Here is a 20991-nt window from a genome sequence, read left to right as displayed (position 1 = left end):
GGTGCAGTTCATCATGAACTGCACCCTTTCTATCTATTAAAGTTTTTTACTCTTAATTGGCTTTTGCTTGAAATATAGTCCAAGTTCCTTTTTTTCTTTTGATAATGAACGGTACAGAGATACCATCATTAAAACAATAATAATTGAAAATGGGAACGCTGCGGCAATTAATGAATTTTGTAGAGCCTGTAGTCCTCCGCTATACAAAAGAATCAAAGCTACAGCAGACTGTGCAACTCCCCACGTTAGTTTCACGGAATTAGGAGGTGTAAGCGAGCCATATGTTGTTTGCATCCCTAGTACAAATGTAGCTGAATCCGCAGATGTAATAAAGAATGTGCAAATAAGTGTTATTGCTACGATTGAGAGAAGTGTTGACCATTGCATTTCATTAAATATCGCAAATAAGACTTCCTCTGTTGCAAAACTTGTTAAGTCTACATTTCCGGCATTTTGAATTTCAATCGCGGAGCTACCGAATACAGCAAACCATAAAAAGCTTACGAGTGCTGGCAGTAGTAAAACACCAATTATAAATTCTCGAATCGTTCTACCCCTTGATACACGAGCAATAAAGATCCCAACGAAAGGAGACCAGGAAATCCACCAAGCCCAATAGAAAATAGTCCAACCATTAATCCAAGAGCGATGTTCTTCATTAAGTGGAGCGATTCGAAAACTCATAGAAACAATATTTTGTATATATCCACCAATTGTATCAGTGAAAATATTTAATATCAGAATTGTTGGTCCTGCTATGAACATTAATATAAATAATGCAATGGCTAAAACCATGTTTGTGTTACTTAAATATTTTATTCCTTTTCCTAACCCAGACCATGCTGAAATCATAAAAAGTACTGTAACAGCAAGAATAATTAAAAACTGAACAGTGAAATTATTAGGTATTCCCAATAAAAGAGATAATCCGCCATTAATTTGTGCTGCCCCAAATCCTAGAGTTGTTGCAACCCCTATAACTGTAGCGAAAACTGCAAGCACATCAACAACTGTTCCTAAAGAGCCTTCCATTCTTTTGCCTAATACAGGTTTTAACGTGGCTGAGATAAGACCTGGCTCATCCTTGCGAAATTGAAAATAGGCTAGCGCTAGGGCCACTATGGCGTATATTGCCCAAGCATGGATACCCCAATGAAAAAAAGTGTATCTCATTGCCTCTTTATGCGCTTCTGCTGTTCCACCATCTGCAAGAGGAGGATTTATAAAGTGAGAAAGAGGTTCTGCAGCTCCCCAGAATACAAGACCGATACCCATACCTGCACTAAATAACATGGCAAACCATGATCCTTTTGAAAACTCGGGCTTTTCATCTGGTTTACCCAATTTAATTGCTCCAACAGGACTAAAAATAAGAAAAACACAAAAAATCACAATAACCGTTACCAATATTAGATAATACCATCCAAAGGCTGTTGTAAAAAATGCCTGTAGATTGCCTGTAGCCTGTTCAAAACTTTCTGGTGCTGAAACACCAAATATTACTGCTGCTAAGACAATGGCCACAGTAATCCAAAACACGTTTGATATTTTCTTCATCGAATGTTCCTTTCTTTATTCAATTTAAAATCCAAGAAAAATCCTATTAAACTCATATTCTACCTATGATGCTCTTAGAATATTTTCTTTTCTTATTTGTCAGTCTGAACGTTGAAAATTCCTTCATTTATTTAAACACCCTATAGTAGAAAAGTAATGTTTATATACCCTTTTCATAGCTACCCAAAACATTTTAGAAACTTCTACACTCATCGACAAATAATGATCAACCTTTATAGTTTAACACAAAATGTAGTGCTCTTCCTGTTCTTACGATTTATTCGTTGTTAAAATTCTCTGAAACTGAAACCCCTATATCACTAAATAGGAATAAAAAAAGGCTTAAATCCTGTATGAATTTAGCCTTTTACATTATCCTTTTTAAACAGTCATTTTCCAATTAGTTGAAGCCAACCAACGTTCCTTTTCTTTAAAATCAGGTTCAATCTTTCCTACAAGCCGCCAAAAGGAACGATCGTGATTTAGGTGAACCATGTGACACATTTCGTGAACAACTACATAGTTAATTACTTCACGCGGCGCCATAGCGAGTCTCCAATTAAAGGTTAATTGATGTTTGCTATCACAGGTTCCCCACGTTGTTTTACTGTCCGTAATACGGATAGAGCGTGGCTTGGTTTTAAAGTAGCGTTGATTGAAAGAAACACTTTGCTCCACTAATTGTTTACACTGTTGATAGTAAAATCTTTTTAATACCTGTTTATTTTTTTCAGCATCATGTTGCTTTACATAGATGATCAACTTTTCTTTATCAAAAACCACAGAATCTTGCGCTAGATTTTTATCCTGTACGATCTCTATTGGATACGTTTCTCCTAAATAAAGAAAGCTTTCTCCATTCTCATAAACCTTATTCTGTGGTCCCTTCAACCGGTCGTTCATTTCCTGAACCTTTTCTTGAATAAGATCCCACTTATCTTCTAATGCCTGATACACCTTCTCGTCAGGTGTTTTTTTCGGAGCCAGTACCTCAATATTTCCAGAACCATCAATAGAAATTCCTAATGAAGCCCGATTTTTGTATGAAATCTCAAAATAGATTGTCTTACCTAAGTATGTATGTTTCATGCTATCACCATTATTCTCTGTATTTAAAGGCTAACCCCTTCAAGAAGTTTCTGGCGAATTTATCTCCACATTCCTTATAATTCTTATGTCCTTCTTTTCGTAATAGCGCTCCAAGCTCTGCTTTTGTTACCATAATTCCCGCATGCTCGAATATATCAAGCATATCCTCTGTCGTTAATGACATGGCGATTTTCACTTTCTTTAAAAGCAGATTATTAACGTTTTCGATTTTATTTGAGGGTAAATCTACTGAGCTCTGTCCTGGTTTAGGTTCCTGTCTTCCTCTCTTAGAGATAATTAAACCATTCAAAAAAGAATCTAACATACTGTTAGTACATTTTATCTGATCCTCATTTTCTTCTTCTTCGCTAGACTTTGTCAAAACTTTTATCACTTCTGGTACTGATAACTCTACACCACCAAGTTTAAATATCTCTGCCATTTCTTTATTTTTAATTTCCAATGCATATCTTAGTCGAATCAAAATATCGTTATTATCCATTATGTATGCTCCTATTTTCAATATAATATCTGTTATTTTTGTTACCCTTATTTATACCATATTAGAAGGCTATATTAAAAATCCTTCCATTCACTTTTATCCTTTATCAAGAAATTGGCAGGATTTGTTATATAATTACCTCAACTAGTGTGAGACCAATAGGAACGTATATCATGCTTAACTCATCATTTATTTTAAAATTAGTGAACGAATTTGATTGATCAGGGTGTATTACTTATAGGAGGTGAGTGAGATGGAAAATTTATATCAAAATTTTAGAGAAGGAGATCAACTAGCTTTTCATAAAATCTATAATCTTTATAAAAAGAAAGTATATGATATTGCACTTATTTATACAAATAACCACAGTCTAGCAGAAGATATCACTCAAGAAGCTTTTATACGCATCTTTTCTAAACATCATTTATATAAAGAAGAGTTTGCCTTTGACACTTGGATGTATCGAATTGTTATAAATGTTGCCAATAATATTTTAAGAAAGCAAAAATGGATGCGCCTTTTTAAAAACGAAGTAGAAGAACAATATCATGTAGACTCAATAAAGGTTGAGGAAAACTACGATGAACACTCGCTGGATTCTTTGTATTTTCTAGAAAAGTTACCACACAAATTAAAATCGGTTTTAGTTTTAAAATATTATCAGGATTTAACACAAGAAGAAATAGCCATTATCCTCAAGATTCCTGTAGGTACTGTGAAATCTCGCATTCATTTAGGATTAAAAAAATTGCGTGTGTTAATAGAAAGTGAAAATAGTAGAAAGGAAAGTGACGGATATGAAATCTACCGAAAAAGAATTACTTAATGCTATGAATCACGTTAAATTGCATAGTACTCCTCCAGAGCATCTAGAAGAACGGATATTCAGCAAAGTAGCACCTAAGAGATGGTGGAGGTTGAATAAAATTCAGTTATCAGTTGCTTCGGCAGTTCTTGTCCTTTTCTTTGCAGGAGGTATTACAAGCGCAAAAATGTCAGGTTTTTTCTCATGGAACGAAGGGATGACATATCAGACTTACGAAATCGGTCAAATTAGAGAAAACGTACTGACACCACCTGAAATATTACAACAATCACTTGAACAGGGTAAAAAAACATACAACTTAACAGAAGCCTACTCAGTTGCAGATTACCAAATTCTTCGGCCAGCCAAAGAGCTACTACCGCTTAAAAACTCAATAGGGGTTTCAACGGATCAGCCACCAGAAGGATATTATCCAGCTACATTTATTATGTGGGATGTTTATGAGAAAAGAAGTCACAATGTGTATGTAGCCCAATATTATGATTCCATCAAGACAGCAGCGGCTAGAGGGGAATCAAACGATATTGAAAGTCATTACTTTGGTTACAAACAAGTTTCACTATCAGATCATGCAATTGGCTTTATTACACTCGGCGAAAGCAGCATCAAAGGATACCGCAAACTCCATGTAGAATATATGACAGCAAATAAACAAGTCATCCACTTAGTTTTCTACGGAACACTAGGAGAAAAAGACCTTATTTCGTTCGCTAAACAGTATGTAGAAAATTAATATAGGAAATGGGGCTTCTAGTAACTAGAAGCCCCATAGTTATTTCTCCCATCCCCCCTCTATATTCTCAATTATTTATTTTTCTTTTCAGTGAGGTCAGACTTCTTTTATTTAAATAGAAACATATATTATGAATTGGTGCATCTCTACTATTCTCTTCAAAAAATCCCATTGAAACAGGGCTTGTCTAAAAAAATTTGTATTCTAGAAATTTATTTCTTTCATTTTTTAGAATATGTTATTATAATGATAATGTAAGAATTATTATAATTTAGTATAAATGATTAACTAATATTTACTTTACAAAAAGGAGAGATTGGAAAAATGGAATCTTTTGGAACAACAGGAACTGGAAAATGCCCATTTCACGGTGGCGCAACTAGTCCTAAAACTAGCGGTACAACAAATCAAGACTGGTGGCCTAACCAGTTAAACTTAAATATTCTTCATCAGCATGACAAAAAATCTAACCCTATGGGAGAAGACTTTAATTATGCTGAAGAATTCAAAAAGCTAGACTATGAAGCTCTTAAAAAGGATCTTCATGACTTAATGACAGACAGCCAAGACTGGTGGCCTGCAGACTATGGTCACTATGGTCCAATGTTTATTCGTATGTCATGGCATGCTGCTGGTACATATCGTACTGGTGACGGTCGTGGTGGTGGTTCAACAGGTAACCAGCGTTTTGCTCCACTAAATAGCTGGGCTGACAACGCCAACGTTGATAAAGCACGTAGATTACTATGGCCTATTAAGCAAAAGTATGGTAACAAGATCTCTTGGGCTGATTTATTGCTTCTAACAGGAAACGTTGCACTTGAATCAATGGGTCTAAAGCCTTTTGGTTTCGGTGGCGGACGTGCAGACATTTGGCATCCAGAAGAAGACATCTACTGGGGTACTGAAACTGAAATGCTAGGAAATAACCGCTACTCTGGAGACCGTGAGCTTGAAAATCCGCTTGCTGCTGTTCAGATGGGACTTATTTACGTTAATCCAGAAGGTCCAGACGGTAAACCTGATCCACTAAAAAGTGCTCACGACATTCGCGAAACATTCGGACGTATGGGAATGAATGATGAAGAAACTGTTGCACTTATTGCAGGTGGACATACATTCGGTAAAGCACACGGTGCAGGAGATGCTGCACATGTTGGTCCAGAACCAGAAGCAGCTCCAATTGAAGCACAAGGCTTAGGTTGGTTAAGCACTCACGGAAGTGGAAAAGGTGGCGACACAATCACTAGTGGTCTTGAAGGCGCTTGGACAGCTAACCCAACTCAATGGGATAATGGATACTTTGATTTATTATTCGGATATGAATGGTGGTTAACTAAGAGTCCAGCTGGAGCATACCAATGGATGGCTGTAGACCCTGATGAAAAAGATCTTGCACCAGATGCAGCAGATTCATCTAAAAAAGTGCCAACAGTTATGTTCACATCTGATTTAGCATTGCGTCATGACCCAGCCTACGAAAAAATTGCACGTCGTTTCCATGCAAACCCTGATGAGTTTGCTGATGCATTTGCTCGCGCATGGTTCAAACTTTTACACCGTGACATGGGTCCTAAATCACGATATCTTGGTCCAGAGGTTCCAGAAGAAGATCTTATCTGGCAAGATCCTGTACCAACAGTTGATTATGAATTAACAGAAGAAGAAGTAGAAAAAATCAAAGTACTAATTCTAGATTCAGGACTTACAATTAGCGAGTTAGTTACAACTGCTTGGGCTTCAGCAAGCACATTCCGTGGATCGGATAATCGCGGTGGCGCAAACGGTGCACGTATTCGCCTTGCTCCACAAAAGGATTGGGAAGTAAACCAACCTGAACAGCTTTCAAAAGTTCTTTCTGTACTAGAGGACATCCAAAGTCATCTTGAGAAAAAAGTTAGCCTAGCTGACTTAATTGTACTAGGTGGTACTGCGGCAGTAGAAAAAGCGGCAAAAGATGCAGGCTTTGATGTAACAGTTCCTTTCGCTCCAGGACGTGGCGATGCAACAGAAGAACAAACTGAAGTAGAGGGCTTTGACGTGTTAGAGCCTGTTGCTGACGGTTTCCGTAACTATCAAAAGAAAGAGTACAGTGTTAGCCCAGAAGAGCTTCTTGTAGACAGAGCTCAACTACTTGGTCTTACTGCACCAGAAATGACTGTGCTTATCGGTGGTATGCGTGCTCTAGGTACAAACTACGGTGGCACAAAGCACGGTGTATTCACTGATCGTGTAGGTACACTTACTAACGACTTCTTCGTAAATCTACTGGACATCGGCTTAGAATGGAAGCCAGTAGACGGAGGCGTATACGAAGGACGTGACCGCAATACAGGTGAAGTAGTACGAACAGCAACTAGAGTTGATCTAGTATTCGGTTCAAACTCAGTTCTACGTGCGATTTCAGAAGTTTACGCTCAAGAAGATAACAAAGAGAAATTTGTTAAAGACTTCGTTTCTGCTTGGGTTAAAGTAATGAATGCGGATCGTTTTGATCTTAAATAAACATTGTTAAGAACCCTATAGTAGTTTTATATAAAAAAAGCACTCAAAATTCCGCTTCAATGGATTTTTGAGTGCTTTTTATTTTAGATCAATTAAGATGAAACATTGATCATCACTTTTTTCATAATCGTTTCCTTCATCTTGGAGTGTTTTTAATAATTCTTCTTTAAAGACATGTAAAGGAGCAGAGGCATGTTGTTGTAACAGTAAGCTTAAACGATCCTGTTCAAGAGGCTCAGAAACCCCATCCGTATACAGAAGGATTCTTGCACCTTTTGTATATGAAAAAACAGAGTTTTTAAATTGGATATCCTTGAACGTTCCAATTGGTGGTCCCTGTGTTTTCAGTTCTCTTTGTACTCCTTTAGAATCAAGGTAAATCGCAGGTGGATGGCCAGCATTTATGTATTCTATGGTTTGTTTCTTTATATCAACGAAAATGTATACAGCAGTACAATAATGCCAGGCTTCCTCTTCATTCTCAAACAAACTGTGCATTTTATCATCCAATGCTTTCATGATTTGTTCTGGTGGTAATCCTTTTGATATTAGTTGTTGAAACAGAGTAACAAGTGACATCGTAATGAGAGATGAAGATATGCCATGACCCATTACATCCAACAAGATAATTCCATATTGATCTTCATTTATTTGATGAAATCCATATATGTCACCAGACAATTCATTAGAAGCGCGATAATAGGATTCAATTTGAAGATCTTTGTTATTTATCGCTTCCGTTAAAGTAGTCTCCTGTATTTTTTTGGCTAACTTTAGCTCACTTTGGGTATCTATTTTATATTTATCATTTTCTTTACTCATCATTATTATTTCATTTTGTTTCTCTTCTAGTTTTAGCAAGACTTTCTTTAAATCAGCATTCATCTTCTCTTTTTCTACTAATCTTTCCTCAGCAATCCTCTTTGCTTCCAGTAATTGATTTTCGTATTCATTTCTTTTCTTGTTAGGCACAAACATACATGTGATGATTCCATTCTCTTTGGTGGCATACATAAGGAATGGTATTTCTTCACCGGTATGAGACATCAACTCTAAAAACATTTCATTTACTCGTTTATTCTGGATAATAAGCGGGTAAAAAGCAAATTGAAAGAATGCTTGTGCGGATTTTGAAAGGATGGAGCGAATACTCTTTCCAATCAATTGTTCACTATCATAGTGAATGAATTGCAGTAATGTTTGATTAACTGACAAAATTTTGAAATTAGGTGAAAGAGTCAAATACCCGCCTGGTATGTTATTTACATTCGTTTCCATTACATAACACCATAGGTATTCAGATGACTTTTGATTAAATGGGAAATTTCTTTCGGATGACTAATATGCGGACAATGACCTATAGCTGTCGAATAGCTAACTGCACATTCTGGAATCTGCTCTTTCATATAGTCGGTAACTTCTTTGGGCACAAAAACATCGTTTGCACTTTGTATAATGTAAGTTGGAACCGAAACGTTTGGTAAATGCTTTCGGTAATCTGTAAAAAAACAAACCTCAGCAAAGCGGTATGTAATATTAGGATGATTCTTACGAAAGTGGTCTTCTATCTCCATCTTCATTTCAGTTTGTTCAGAACCATTCATAATCGATTCAGAAATGGTTGTAGTCCAGTCAAAGTAATTTTTCACCAACAGATTTAATAAAGAATCAAGCTCCTCTTTATCAAACCCTCCATTGTACTCTGGTGCTTCATTCAAGAAGGAGGGTGACGGCCCAATCATGATCAGGTTCGAAAACAACTCTGGCTGCTGAATAGATGCTAACATACCGATCATTCCACCAACTGAGTGCCCCACAAAGGTGGCATTACTTATATCCATATCATTACATATGGTCAATAAATCTTCCACATATCCATATATAGAACTATATTTCTTAGGAGTATAAGCCAATAGATCTGAATTTCCAAAGCCAACATAATCAAATAAAATCACTTGAAACTCGTCTTCAAATGATTCAGAAACAGCTTCCCAAACTTTTTGATCAAAACCAAAACCAGGTGCAAAAATCACCCGCTTCGTCCCTTTCCCTTTAACTGTAACATTGTTTCGAGTTAGAGCATCTGTTGACATTATTAATATCTCCTTAACATTAAAATCGCTACTACCATCATAACATTCATATGATAAAGTTTGGGATTTAATGGTTGATATTTTAGAACGTAAATAGGGACAGGTACACTGTCCCTATTTAAAAACAGATGTCCTGCAATTAGGACATTGTTTGGTATGATAATCAATTCGTTTGTATACCTTTTTTCTTACCATTTTTAAATAGAAGCTAGATGATTTTATATTTCAACTTCATTACACAAAACAAAAATTACGTTAAAATAACGCCCAAACGGGTATAAGGTAGAAACAACCTTTGACAAAGGGGCGACAAAATATGATTGAAAACAACACTAAGAAACAAGAGAATGAAGCGTTCCACGAGCCATCACGACAATACTTTAACCCAGCTCAAATTGTACATAATTTTAGTCAAAAGGGACGAGACCACCTTAATAGAAAAACGAGCTCCCAATTTATATTATCTCTACAAGCCGGGGCGTTTATGGCTTTTGGTGCTGCTTTTTCTATTTTGCTATCAATGGGAATTGACATAAAGGGAGTATCTCATTTGATGGCAGGTGTGGGATTTGCAACAGGGTATGCGATGGTATTTCTTTCAGGAGCCATTCTCTTTACTGAGGTCAACGTTTTATTACCAAGTTATTTATTTCAGAAACCTTCCCTTATGAGCTTAAAGATTATAAAATTTTGGCTAGCGACTTACCTCGGGAATATCATAGGAGCTTTATTTGTTGGGACACTTATCGTTTTATCAAAATCACTCTCCCCAGAATTCTTTCAAGATTTAAATCACTACATCAATCATAATAAAATGAGCTTTTTATCAGATGGGACATGGGGATTTTTTGAGATTATGATTTCAGGTATCCTGGCCAACTGGCTCATTGGTATGGCTGCTTTTCTAACAACCGCTGCCCGTGATATTACCGGTAAAATTATCGGTACATTACTCCCTGTTATCTTATTTGTTGCCGGAAATTTTCAACATAGTGCAGCAAATATGGGATATTTTAGTATTGGAGTTTTCAGTAATCATACGTACAATTGGTATCAATTTTTTTATAATTTAATTCCAGCTAGTATTGGAAATATTATTGGTGGAGCGATTATGGTCGCATTGCTATTCTCATTTGCGTATAATGACGAGATTCAAAATAAGATTAAATAGTAATAACATTCTTACTAAATAAAAAAGACGAGAAGATTAGTAGGAGTCCCACACCTACTTTCTACTCGTCTTTTTTATAATCAAGCAAGTTTATTCTAAAATTTAAACATTCTCTAACTCTGTCTCACTATAAACATCACATAATGGAAATGTTAACGTAATGGTTGTTCCAACCCCAACCTTACTTTCAATATCCATATATCCGTGATGACTATCTATAATACTTTTGCAAACCATTAACCCTAATCCAGTTCCTTTTTCCTTTGTTGTGAAGAAAGGCTGCCCGATTTTGGCCAGGTGCTCTTCTGAGATCCCACAGCCTTGATCACAAAACTGAATTCTTAATAGGTTTTCCTCTATCATCATGTTAATATTGATTTCGCCGCCTGTTTTCATTGCTTCCATTGCATTTTTTAAGAGATTAATAAAAATTTGCTTGAGTTTATTTTCTAAACCATCAATATAATCATGCTCCTGATCTACAAGATTATGAAATTTAATTTCAATGTTTTGCAAATTAGCTTGAGCATTCATAAGTATTACTACATTTTGTAGAAGCTCAGTCATTTTGACTTTCCTGAAGTCTCCCTCATTTGGTTTAGCTAACAACAATAGTTCACTTACAATTGTGTTAATACGATCAATTTCTTCTAACATAATCGGTATATACGGATTATCTGTACCATCTTTATAATCTAATAATTGCGTGAAGCCCTTTAAGCTTGTTAGTGGATTTCGAATTTCGTGTGCAATACCAGCAGCAAGCTCTCCTACTACTGAAAGCTTTTCAGATTGAGAAATATATTCTTCTGTCTTTTTCATATCTGTAATGTCTCTTGCAACAATATGTACAGAGGGATTTCCAAGATATTCAAAAGGAATAATTGTAACTGCCGCAAGAATAATTTCCCCATCAAGACCCACTAGCTTTAATTCGTTATCCTCAACTTTCCCTCCATGAAGTGCCCGTTGAATCCGTTTCTTTACCACTTCATGTTCATCAGGATGAACAAAGGTATATAGCGTTCTTGAGAGAATATCTTGTACATGAAGCCCACCTAACATTTTCATTCCAGTCTCATTGATAAAAGTCCAGTTTTCTTTATGTAATTCATGAAGAATAATAGCCACAGGTGAATCTTCAACAAGATGCCTGTATTTAGCTTCATTATCTTGTGCTAATTGAAGAATACGTTGTTTTTCTACTATTTCCTTTTGTAGACTATCATTTGTATGACGAAGCTCTTGTGTACGCTTCTCTACTAATTGCTCAAGTCTTGAATGTGCCTCATCTAACTGCTTCGCCTGCTTTTGTAAGAGCTCGTTTTGCATCTGAAGCTGCCACTTCGTCTCATATATTTTAACAAAGCCTTCTATCTTACTTTTTAAGATATAGGGATTGAATGGTTTAAACAGGAAGTCAATTGCACCTGCGTCATACCCACTAATTGCATAATCCTGTGTTTGTGTGAGCGCCGTTATAAAGATAATAGGAATTTCCTTTGATTTTTTTCGAGCCCGTATTAGCTTAGCTGTCTCAAAACCATCCAGACCAGGCATCTGTACATCAAGAAGGATGATGGCAAATTCTTTTTTTAACAGCCATTTTAGTGCTTCTTCACCCGAGTAGGCTTTTGTTAATTGATAACCAGAAGAACCTAACACTGCTTCAAGGGCTTGTAAATTCTCTGGTCTGTCATCTACCATTAAGATGTTAATAATCGGTTTTTCCATAAGCACCTCGCCCTTATCATATTTTTTATGTTTATCTAAGAAAGACTTTGCTTTTGGTAAAGCTTCTCTTTTTTATCTAGATCAATATATCGGTTATCATAATTTAAATAAGAAAGGCCTTCTCGATTTCCGAGACCTAGTATTCCTGAAGTGGCTAAACTGTCATAAAACAACTGATGAACACGTTCTTGTAAATCACGGTCAAAGTAAATGAGGACATTGCGACATATGATTACGTGAAACTCATTAAAAGATCCGTCAGTCACAAGGTTATGTTGTGCAAAAACGATATTCTCTGCTAAATAGGAATGAAAGCATGCATACTCATCCTTGGTTGTATAATATTCGGAAAATGCATTTTTCCCTTCAGAGTTGATGTAATTACTCGTATAAGTCCTCATTCGATATAACGGAAATTTCCCTGTTCGAGCCTTTTCAAGGACCTTGCCATTCATATCAGTTGCATAAATTCTCGTTTTTTTATAAAGGCCCTCTTCATGTAATAGGATGGCCATGGAGAAGGCTTCTTCTCCAGTCGAGCATCCTGCATGCCAGATTCGAATGGAAGGCAAATTCTTTAGTACGGGAACAATCTTTTCTCGAAAGGCTTTAAAAAAGGTAGGATCACGAAACATTTCAGTAACATTGATTGAAAAATCCGCATATAGCCGCTCCATTGTTGCAGGATCATGTAAAACTCTCTCTAGTAAAGCAGTTACTGTTTGAAGCTTTTCTATCTTTATACGATGCCAAATTCTCCTCCGAATAGAGCTAAATGTATAGTTCCGAAAATCAAACCCGTACTTCAAGAAAATTCCTTCTAAAAGTAATTGTATTTCAATACGTTCTAAATCTGTACAGTCTTCTGGTGTAGTCATTGTTGAAGCTGATTCATGTTGATCTTCCTTCATATATGTCATAGCATCACCTAAAAAAGAAAATTAGTTAATGATGTAACCAAACTCGAATAATTGAAAACAATTGCTCAAGATTAACAGGTTTACTAATATAATCAGATGCACCGGCATCAATACACTTTTGTCGATCATCCTTCATAGCCTTTGCGGTTAAGGCAATGATTGGAAGGTTTTCATACCCCTTCATATTCTTGATCACTCTCATCGCTTCATACCCGTCCATTTCAGGCATCATAATATCCATCAACACAATATCTGGATCCTCTTCTTCTTGCAGAATTTTAATTGCATCTCTTCCATTCTCTGCAAAGCTCACTTCCATACCAGCTGCTTCTAGAGAGCTTGTTAACGCAAAAATATTTCTCATATCATCGTCTACAACTAGTACCTTTTTGCCAATCAGTAGAGGCTGTTCGTTTGTAGTCGCCACTTCATGCTCGGAAGAATCTGTAGAATCTGCCGGTATCGAAACGGTCACATCACTTTCTACTTCATTTTGTTTCAGTTCTTCACCTTGGGGTATATAGAGAGTAAAGGTGCTTCCTTGATTCTCTATACTTTCACAGGAGATCGTCCCATTTATAAGTCTAGCAAGCTCCTGGGAAATCGATAGACCAAGTCCTGTTCCGCCATACTTCCGGCTCGTTGTCCCGTCAGCTTGAGTAAAGGCTTCAAAAATAGCAGAAATCTTGTCCTTTGCAATTCCTGTTCCAGTATCAGTGACCGAAAATGCGATGAATTTTTCATTCTTTTGAGTCGTTGAAGCAATCTGTAATTGTACATGTCCTTTTTCAGTAAATTTAAAGGCATTGGATAAAAGGTTTTTTAAAATCTGATTTACTCTGTGTTCATCTGTAAAAATGATATCTGGTAAATCCACATCATATTCAAACATAAATTCTAAGCCTTTTTTCTTAGCGATAGGCATGAACTGACGTTGAAGAGAACTGACGATATCTGTAATAAACACCTCACCCTCAACTATCTCCATTTTGCCAGATTCAATTTTTGAAAGATCTAAGATATCATTAATCAATTGAAGGAGATCATGACCAGATGTAAAAATTGTATTAACATATTCTAGTTGTTTATCCGTAAGATTTTGTTCTTTGTTTTCGAGCAACATCTGCGATAAGATTAATAAACTGTTCAAAGGTGTTCTAAGCTCATGAGACATGTTTGCTAGAAATTCAGATTTATATGTTGAACTCGCTATAATCTCTTTTGTCTTTTGCTCAAGTCTATCTTTTATCTCTTCTAATTCTTTTGTTTTTAACTCAGCACTTCGATATTGTGCCTCAATTTCATCATTCATCGTACGCAATTCTTCCTGCTGCAACTGTAATTCTTCAGATTGTGTTTGAAGTTCTTCATTTAAAATCTGTGATTCCTCTAGAAGCTTTTCTACCTGTTGATGCTTAAAAATTCTGCTAAAGGTAGCTCCCAGCATTTCATTTGCCTGCACAAGAAAATCCTGATGAAGATCTGTAACTGGTTGAAGTGTTGCAAGCTCTATCACACCTAACAACTCATCCTCAAGAACAATAGGCACAATGACAATCCTCGTTGGATTGGTATGGCCTAGCCCTGAAGAGATTTGAATGTAATCATGAGAAATGTTTTCTAACAAAATCATCTCTTTTGATTTTGCACATTGACCAACTAAGCCTTCACCAATATGAATTCTATTGAGTGCAAGTTTATTACTTTTTGGTGTAGTATACGCGTAAGAAGAAAGCTTTTCTAAATAAGGATTCTCCTCATCCACATGTAATAAATATAGGACACCATAACTAGCCCCAATGGTTTGGGAGAGTTTCTGTATGTAACGTTCGCCTGCTAAGTTTAAATCATTAACCCCTTGTATGAGGACAGATAATTCGGCAATGCTTGTTTTTAACCAGTTCTGATCTTCTATTTTTATTCGATATTGCTGTTCAATTTGTTCTTGTTTTTCTAAAGTACTGACTAATTCATTATAAGCGTTTGCAATCTGACCGATTTCGTCATTCGAATGAATATCTACTCTCGTATACCCATAATGATCATCTGCTAATGTGACTAATACACTCTTAAACTTTCGTAACCGTTTTGTTATATTATTTACAACGATAAACGTAATTGTTAAAGCAAAGAGAAGACCAATCGCCCCAGCCATCAATATGTTTTTTAACACATTACTATATGCTTCCTCTGTTTGCTTTAAAGTATCCTGCATGACCTTTTCTTGAAAGTTTATTAGTTCTTCTACAGTATCAGTTAGATTTGCTTTATCTTCTTTTACACGTTCTAGCAAGTTTGAGCCGCTATCACTTGCTTGATTCGATATTAACTCATCATAACTAAATCGAAAAGAATCATAGTTGTTAGAGAGTTTTGCAAATATATCCTTTGCCTGTTGAATATCTATTAACTTCTCTAACTCTACTAATTTCTGATTCGCCCTTTGAAAGGCCTTCTCGGACAATTGAATGGATTGTTGATCAATCTCATTTCTTTCACTTATGTTATCTAAATCAATAGAACTCATTTCATAACGAATATTATTCGCATGTTCAATCTTAATATAACGATCATTCACAAGTTCATTCATCTGCTGTGTCTGGTTTTGATAGGTATTAATAATAATACTTGTGATAATCCCCATTGCAATAATCACAACTCCAAAACCGATGTATAAAGTTGTTTTAAAGTTCACGAAGCTTTGCTACCTCACTTTCGCTTTAATTTTCATAAGATTTAGTCCCCTACTATAATATCACTAATAGGCCATCTTTTTTCCTATTGATGGTAAGTTTGAAAGTATTTTATTTTTGGTATAAAAGCTAGAGGATTATCGGTAGAATGGCTAGCTTCTATTTTATCTATGAGAAGTTTTATAAAAAGTGATTTTATACGAAAGTGTTTTTTGATACAAAAAAAGAGTCAGCATTACTAACTCTTTTCTCATTCATTATTTAGTTCACAAAAACGATCTTCCTTTGAAACCAGGAGCTTAAGTATTTAACTTATAAATCATTAGCAATCAACAACTAGTTAAGTATTTTTCCAACTACTTTAGGAGAAACAATAAAAAAGAGGGGATAGAAATATAAGTATCACTGTTTCCAGCAGTTCTATTCTTTTATATACAAAATGGCTGGCAACAAGTACTTTTAAAAAGTACTTTAACTGTGCTCACACTCCCGCTCATACACCATTATATTATCCTGATGTCTTTTTCTGAAAATAGTTGAAAATATATATTTTTTCTCTACCATAAACTGCTCAAATTGTTCCCCTGAACCTTGAATTTTTACAAACTCTAAATACTCGTATGAATCACTTATCCGTTTAGTTATTTGGCTTTGATCACTTGTCACTGTGCCATGACTTGTGATCAAAGTCCGTTCACTATTCTTTTCGAATATACTTTTCAAGGTTTTTAATGTTCGACCATATTGTTCAAAACTAAAGTAGACAAAAGGAAATTCGATGTCTGAAAGATAATCTCCTACAATCGCTAGATTTTCAGATTCCACTGTTACGATGAGACCATCGTGATTATGCCCAAAAGCATAGTGAAAATTGAACAATGTTTTACCTACCTGAAATTGTTCGCCATCCTCTTTAATCATAAAATCTATTCTAGGGTATTCCAATTGATAGGGACGAACAATATAAAATTCATCGTCATAATTGATCGCTGCTTGTAATTGACTTCCTTTTAGATTATTCGTTACAAATTGCTCACTTGCTATTGTTTTAGCATCAGGAAATGCTCCGTAACCCACAATATGATCAAAATCAGAATGTGTAAAGAAGAGATAGATAGGACGATCATCTTTTATCTTATCAACATATATACGAATTTGTTCAATTTCGTATGGAAGATATCCAGGGTCAACAACAAGTATTAAGTCTTCTGTTGCGACAACTGTTGTATTCAATTGAAAAACGGCACTTTGAAACACGGTCACATTGTTTGATTTATGAATGATCATTAGGATACTCCTTTCCAGTTTATTTCGATTGTATTACTTGATTCCGCAAAGTACGAATCCATGGATCAGAATATATTTCTGAATCTTTTTGCAAGTACTTAATTGCTTTTAATGCTGCGTGATGGGCATCCTCTGTTGAGCCCCTTACTCCGTCATATACAACTTTTACATGGTAATCATGTTGATGTGCGTCCACACATGTATAATGCACACATACATCGGTTAAAAAACCACATATAATCAAAGTGTTTACATCAAGGCCCTTTAACAAGATTTCTAGATCTGTTGCAAAAAAACAACTGTATCTACGTTTTTTTATTATATATTCTCCGTTTTGAGGAGACAGACCGTCAATTAGCTCTACATCGTCTGTCCCTTCCAAACAATGAATGCCTTCTGATCCATCTAACTCTCTACCAAAGTCAACTCGCTCTTTTCTGTGCATTTCCTGAGTATAAATGATTGGAATGCTCGCTTCTCTTGCAGCATCCACTAGATTTTTAATGATGTTAACCGCATTTTCAACATCAAAAACTGAATCCATAAATCCCTTTTGTGCATCAATAATCAAAAGTGCAGCTTTCTCTTGGACGTTTGCCATGTTCATTAGCCTCCTTATTCAAAGATTAATGGATTAATAACTGTAGTGGGATCAATCTCTTTTTCCATATGTTCATTTTCTACAAAAAAGGCTGAAATTTCTTTAATCATTTTTTCCGTCTCAGACTGATTTGTAATTAATAACTCTTCTGCTTCAGCTTTCTTGAACAATTCAATTCCATCCATATATAGACCTACTTCTTGAGCCTCTACACCAATAACTTCTCCAACAATTTTTGCTGTCCCTTCCTCTTCACCTTGAAATGCCTCGACACCTTGATCAATTGCATCAACCAGCTTTTTAAGTTCATCTGAATGTTCTTTTATCATCTTTTCACTTGTTGCCATGACATCGACAATAACCCCTGGAGCATCTGCGGTTGAATAAAGGAGTTTATCTCCTTGAGCTTGTGCTTCAGATAGAAATGGTTCCCACGTAACAGCCGCATCCACTTGTCCACTTATTAAAGCAGCTCCTGCAGCATCAGGGTCCATGTTAATTAAATTCACATCTGCATCTGTTAACCCTACCTCTTTTAACGCATAGTTAAGTAAGAAATGATTGACTGCACCAACAGTGGCTGCGACATTTTTCCCTTTTAAATCTGCTAAAGACTCAATTTCAGCTTTTGCAATAATTCCATCCGCTCCATTTGATACATCTAATGCGTGAAATATATTTAATGGATTTTCTTCATCTTCACTACCCTTTAAAACAACTAGTGTATCTAATGTTGTAATCGTGATATCCACTTGTTCAGAAAGTAATGCCTGTGCAGCTTCTGTTGGATTCGCAAATTCCACTAATTCAACATCAAGCCCCTGCTCTTGAAAGTAACCTTTAGCATCAGCTACAAATACTCCTGCACTTCCAACCCAAACATTATAACCAAGTTTTATTTTCGTCTTCTTTTCAACAGCAGCAGGTTCACCCCCTCCACACGCTGACAACAAACTAATGATTAAAACAAAACCTAACATTCCTATCCACTTCTTCATGGAAGATTCCCCCTTTTTAGTTTTGATAAAAAATAAAAGCCCGAGAGGAAATATTATATCTCCTCCCGGGCTTTTATCCCTCCGTGTACATGTGTATCCACATGTGTTTTCTCTTGGACCAGCCAATTCTTCATTGCGGAACCCTAGAAAACATCGCTACAATCTAAAAATATAGCAATAACTAAACCTTCTCAACAAGGGTGTTAGGAAAGCTTACATGTTTTTTCTTAGAGCAATGAGTCATTTACAATACAAATAACGGAACCAGTATCACCTGATTCCGTTATCAATGTTTTTATATTTCATCAAAATTCTCTGATCCGAAGTTATCGAGCAATGCACGAACCTCATCTGTTGACTTTGTATTCATTAATCTATTTCTTAACTCACTTGCCCCTCGAAACCCTTTGACATAGATCTTAAAAAAGCGATGAAGAGCCGTGAACGGACGAAGCTCTAAACCTGAATATTGATCATGAAGATCCATATGCAATCTTAAGAGATCTAGCAATTCTTCACTACTATGTTCTCTCGGCTCTTTTTCGAAGGCAAATGGATTATGGAATATACCTCGTCCAATCATAACACCATCAATACCATATTCTTGAGCAAGCTTTAAGCCAGTTTGATAGTCTGTGATATCCCCATTGATCGTCAAGAGTGTATCTGGAGCCACCTCGTCACGAAGTTTCTTAATTTCCGGAATTAGCTCCCAGTGAGCAGGTACTTTGCTCATTTCGTCTCTTGTACGCAGATGAATGGAAAGATTGGCAATATCTTGCTTTAATATATGCGTTAGCCATTCACGCCATTCGTCTAATTCCGAGAATCCAAGCCTTGTCTTTACACTAACAGGCAATCCCCCTGCTTTTGCAGCTTGTATTAAATCTGCTGCAACATCTGGCCGACGAATCAGGCCACTTCCCTTTCCGTGCTGCGTCACATTAGGTACTGGACAACCCATATTGATATCGATTCCCTTAAATCCAAGTTCCGCCATACCAATACTCATTTGCCTGAAGTACTCAGGCTTGTCCCCCCATATATGGGCTACAATCGGTTGTTCATCCTCTGTAAAAGTCAAACGCCCACGAACACTTTTTTTTCCCTCTGGATGACAATAACTCTCCGAATTTGTAAACTCCGTAAAAAACACATCCGGTCTTGCTGCTTCACTCACTACATGACGAAAAACAACATCCGTCACTTCTTCCATTGGTGCTAGTATAAAAAATGGCCGTGGTAAATCACGCCAAAAATTTTCAGTCATCTTCAAACTCAAATCCTCTCATTATGGGATGATAGTTTACCTCTTATCCCAAAATTAAAAAAGCAAATGGTTCTGCTCCTTTAACACTTATACCATGCTTGAGTACTTTTTATCAAATTGATTTGATTTGTTAATTTTTACTTCTATATTATTTTGTCTGTCTACTAGGGTTTAGTGGTTCTGTTACTTTAAAGTTTGGCAAAATTAAGGGGGAGGGTATCGGGAAAATACTCAGTGATTTCGAGTTAACAGGAAAAAGTCCCCGAATTTGTTAGAGCATTTTAAAGAAATCGGAGTAAGTCTGACTTTTTTGCTCTTATAATGAATTTTGTGTATGGTTTAGTAATACCTTTCTATAGAAAAGCATTCACATTTCTCTTTTTCGTATGCTTTTGTCACTTTTTTACTGAAAAACGATACGCGTATGGATGTTTTTTACAATTTTAGTCCTTTATGTGGTTAACTTTTCCTTTTTTTTGGAGTTTATGTGTATGCTTTTATACTGCCTACTGCCTACCTTTATAAAAGCATTCACATTTCTCTTTTTCGTATGCAATTATCACTTTTTCACTGAAAAACGATACGAAAAAGGGTGTTTTTTACAATTTTTATCCCTGTCGCCCTCATTTTTACCTTTTTTTGGGTTTAACGTATACTTTTATACTGCCTACCTTTATAAAAGCATTCACATTTCTCTTTTTCGTATGCAATTATAACTTTTTCACTGAAGAACGATACGTAAATGGGTGTTTTTTACAATTTTTATCCCTTTCGCTTTCATTTTTACCTTTTTTTGGATTTAACGTATACTTTTATACTGCCTACCTTTATAAAAGCATTCACATTTCTCTTTTACGCATGCTTTTGTCACTTCTTCACTGAAAAACGATACACAAGTGGATATCTCTTGCAATTTTGGTCCTTTTCGTGGTCATATTTACCTTTTTTTGGATTTAATGTATACTTTTATACTGCCTACCTTTATAAAAGCATTCACATTTCTCTTTTACGC

General features: G+C 35.9%; 16 protein-coding genes and 1 riboswitch. Of the genes, 4 read left to right on the top strand and 12 right to left on the bottom strand.

The window, feature by feature from the left end; translation table 11 throughout:
* Nucleotides 1-36: 36 nt before the first annotated feature.
* The 3 genes from D9842_RS22185 to D9842_RS22175 all read right to left on the bottom strand — a co-directional run bounded on the left by D9842_RS22185 (nucleotide 37) and on the right by D9842_RS22175 (nucleotide 3148).
* A complete protein-coding gene (locus D9842_RS22185; protein ID WP_121664345.1) occupies nucleotides 37-1557 on the bottom strand; it encodes a glycine betaine uptake BCCT transporter in 1521 nt (506 codons plus the stop codon).
* A 381-nt stretch (nucleotides 1558-1938) separates the two neighbouring features.
* A complete protein-coding gene (locus D9842_RS22180; protein WP_121664344.1) occupies nucleotides 1939-2646 on the bottom strand; it encodes a M48 family metallopeptidase in 708 nt (235 codons plus the stop codon).
* Nucleotides 2647-2656: 10 nt separating this feature from the next.
* Entirely contained in the window at nucleotides 2657-3148 is a 492-nt protein-coding gene (locus D9842_RS22175; protein WP_121664343.1) for a YehS family protein, read from the bottom strand.
* Between the two features lie 253 nt (nucleotides 3149-3401).
* On the opposite strand from D9842_RS22175, the gene D9842_RS22170 reads away from it, so the two are divergent.
* The 3 genes from D9842_RS22170 (at nucleotide 3402) to katG (ending at nucleotide 7212) form a co-directional block, all read left to right on the top strand.
* Nucleotides 3402-3974: an RNA polymerase sigma factor gene (locus D9842_RS22170; RefSeq protein ID WP_121664342.1), complete on the top strand. Its 573-nt coding sequence runs from the start codon at nucleotides 3402-3404 to the stop codon at nucleotides 3972-3974.
* Entirely contained in the window at nucleotides 3946-4707 is a 762-nt protein-coding gene (locus D9842_RS22165; RefSeq protein ID WP_121664341.1) for a hypothetical protein, read from the top strand. The genes D9842_RS22170 and D9842_RS22165 overlap by 29 nt, the downstream gene beginning before the upstream one ends.
* A 324-nt stretch (nucleotides 4708-5031) precedes the next feature.
* Nucleotides 5032-7212 (top strand): catalase/peroxidase HPI, encoded by a 2181-nt coding sequence (katG, locus tag D9842_RS22160; protein ID WP_121664340.1) that lies wholly within the window; start codon nucleotides 5032-5034, stop codon nucleotides 7210-7212.
* Nucleotides 7213-7290: 78 nt separating this feature from the next.
* Here katG and D9842_RS22155 read toward each other — a convergent pair whose 3' ends face one another.
* Both D9842_RS22155 and D9842_RS22150 read right to left on the bottom strand, forming a co-directional pair.
* The gene (locus tag D9842_RS22155) at nucleotides 7291-8490 is read right to left on the bottom strand and encodes a SpoIIE family protein phosphatase (RefSeq protein ID WP_121664339.1); all 1200 of its coding nucleotides are present in this window, start codon (nucleotides 8488-8490) and stop codon (nucleotides 7291-7293) included.
* On the bottom strand, nucleotides 8490-9305 hold the full coding sequence (locus D9842_RS22150) for an alpha/beta fold hydrolase (RefSeq protein ID WP_121664338.1): 816 nt from the start codon (nucleotides 9303-9305) through the stop codon (nucleotides 8490-8492). The genes D9842_RS22155 and D9842_RS22150 overlap by 1 nt, the downstream gene beginning before the upstream one ends.
* A 316-nt stretch (nucleotides 9306-9621) precedes the next feature.
* Here D9842_RS22150 and D9842_RS22145 point away from each other — a divergent pair, with 316 nt between their 5' ends.
* Complete coding sequence (locus tag D9842_RS22145; protein WP_121664337.1) at nucleotides 9622-10476, top strand: formate/nitrite transporter family protein; 855 nt, start codon at nucleotides 9622-9624, stop codon at nucleotides 10474-10476.
* 102 nt (nucleotides 10477-10578) lie between these two features.
* On the opposite strand, the gene D9842_RS22140 is transcribed toward D9842_RS22145, so the two are convergent.
* From D9842_RS22140 to D9842_RS22110, 7 genes are all read right to left on the bottom strand, one after another.
* On the bottom strand, nucleotides 10579-12210 hold the full coding sequence (locus D9842_RS22140) for a response regulator (RefSeq protein ID WP_121664336.1): 1632 nt from the start codon (nucleotides 12208-12210) through the stop codon (nucleotides 10579-10581).
* Nucleotides 12211-12245: 35 nt separating this feature from the next.
* Nucleotides 12246-13121: a CheR family methyltransferase gene (locus D9842_RS22135; RefSeq protein WP_121665161.1), complete on the bottom strand. Its 876-nt coding sequence runs from the start codon at nucleotides 13119-13121 to the stop codon at nucleotides 12246-12248.
* A gap of 34 nt (nucleotides 13122-13155) precedes the next feature.
* Nucleotides 13156-15825: a response regulator gene (locus D9842_RS22130; RefSeq protein WP_121664335.1), complete on the bottom strand. Its 2670-nt coding sequence runs from the start codon at nucleotides 15823-15825 to the stop codon at nucleotides 13156-13158.
* A gap of 469 nt (nucleotides 15826-16294) precedes the next feature.
* Nucleotides 16295-17110 carry an MBL fold metallo-hydrolase gene (locus D9842_RS22125; protein WP_121664334.1) on the bottom strand — a complete coding sequence of 272 codons (816 nt, stop codon included), beginning with the start codon at nucleotides 17108-17110 and terminating at the stop codon, nucleotides 16295-16297.
* A gap of 19 nt (nucleotides 17111-17129) precedes the next feature.
* Entirely contained in the window at nucleotides 17130-17711 is a 582-nt protein-coding gene (locus tag D9842_RS22120; RefSeq protein WP_121664333.1) for a cysteine hydrolase family protein, read from the bottom strand.
* 14 nt (nucleotides 17712-17725) lie between these two features.
* Entirely contained in the window at nucleotides 17726-18709 is a 984-nt protein-coding gene (locus D9842_RS22115) for an ABC transporter substrate-binding protein (RefSeq protein WP_121664332.1), read from the bottom strand.
* Nucleotides 18710-18769: 60 nt separating this feature from the next.
* A riboswitch (guanidine-I (ykkC/yxkD leader) is annotated at nucleotides 18770-18867 on the bottom strand.
* A 137-nt stretch (nucleotides 18868-19004) separates the two neighbouring features.
* Nucleotides 19005-19979: a tRNA dihydrouridine synthase gene (locus tag D9842_RS22110; RefSeq protein WP_121665160.1), complete on the bottom strand. Its 975-nt coding sequence runs from the start codon at nucleotides 19977-19979 to the stop codon at nucleotides 19005-19007.
* Nucleotides 19980-20991 lie beyond the last annotated feature (1012 nt).

Origin of the sequence: Metabacillus litoralis (assembly GCF_003667825.1) — a bacterium.
In the GTDB taxonomy this organism is placed as follows: domain Bacteria; phylum Bacillota; class Bacilli; order Bacillales; family Bacillaceae; genus Metabacillus; species Metabacillus litoralis_B.
The sequence above is the reverse complement of the archived record's forward strand: the minus strand, read 5'-3'. Positions and strand labels throughout refer to the sequence as shown.